1 protein-coding gene and 1 pseudogene are annotated in these 1,235 nt (G+C 45.7%); one reads left to right on the forward strand and one right to left on the reverse strand.

Features of this window, described 5'->3' with window-relative positions:
• Nucleotides 1–191 precede the first annotated feature (191 nt).
• A pseudogene (locus tag A3738_RS30140) lies at nt 192–275 on the reverse strand (peroxiredoxin); the annotation flags it as partial.
• A gap of 176 nt (nt 276–451) precedes the next feature.
• On the opposite strand from A3738_RS30140, the gene A3738_RS23805 reads away from it, so the two are divergent.
• Nucleotides 452–1,235, forward strand: a 784-nt coding sequence (locus A3738_RS23805; protein ID WP_156504461.1) for a thioredoxin family protein, incomplete at its 3' end; no start/stop codon positions are given.

A 1,235-nucleotide genomic window follows, 5' to 3' on the forward strand; every position in this document is an offset into this window, starting at 1 on the left:
TTGAGGGGTGGACTACAACAAAGCTCTAACAATCGCAATAGCCGACTACATTTTCGAGATTAATTACGTCGCGAGATCAGCTAAGTCTAGGCAGAGCGTGTTAAGGAAGCGGAGCTTACTAATAGTAAGTGAGCATTCCGAAACCCGCTTTAACACCGCCTTAGCAATCGCAGTAGGAATTAATCCAAAAATTAAATCTTGCCTACCAAGTCTAATGATGGAGCTAGCGTCTCTTCACCTTCTTTCCATGCGGCTGGGCAAACCTGACCTGGGTTGTTGGGGGCTTTGGCGAAACAAAGACCCTGACCTGCTGTCGGCCAGCGCCGATAAGAAAAGAAGAGTTAAGACTAGAAATTATCTTCAAATCTCTTCGGATCAGAATACTAAGTCCCGAATCAACAGCGGGATGAACAAAATCAAAAACCACTTTAGAAACATACAGGTGAGCATCATGCTATCTCAAGACATTCTACAGGCAATTAAACAGTACACAGCCTCAATGCAGGCGCCGCTTACTTTCGTTCTTCAAAGTGGCGAACATGAAAAACGTGAGGAGCTGAAAAAGTTTCTTGCTGATATTGCAGGCACCAATGATCTTCTTTCGCTAGAAGAACGTGCCACAGGTTTACGTAGTCCGATCAGCTTCTACATTGAAGTTGATGGCAAAGACACAGGTGTCCAGTTCTCAGGTATCCCAAGTGGTCACGAATTTAATTCACTTATCTTAGCGGTGCTTCAGGCGACTGGCACACCTTTAAAGTTAGATGAGTCTTTGCAAAAAATGGTGGGGCGCGTTGGTGAGAAGTTACACTTTGAGGTGTTCATCGGTTTGAGCTGCCACAACTGCCCTGATGTCGTTCAGGCTCTGAACCAATTTGCTTTGCTTAACGACAATATCTCGAGCGAAATGATCGATGGAGGCTTGTTCCAAGATATCATCAAAGAACGTGACATTCAGGGCGTCCCAGCTGTTTATGTCAATGGCGAATTATTCGCGAATGGTAAAGTTGATGCCGCACAGTTGATCGAGAAATTGATGGAGCGCGATGCAAGTATCGCCCAGTCAGATGAGTCTGACGCACTGCCTTTGCAAGACGTGACTGTTATCGGTGGTGGTCCAGCAGGTGTTGCTTCAGCGATTTATAGTGCGCGCAAAGGTTTGAAAGTAACGCTGATTGCTGAGCGATTAGGTGGCCAAGTGAAAGACACAATGGGCATCGAAAACCTCATTTCAG

The organism is Oleiphilus sp. HI0066 (assembly GCF_001635725.1).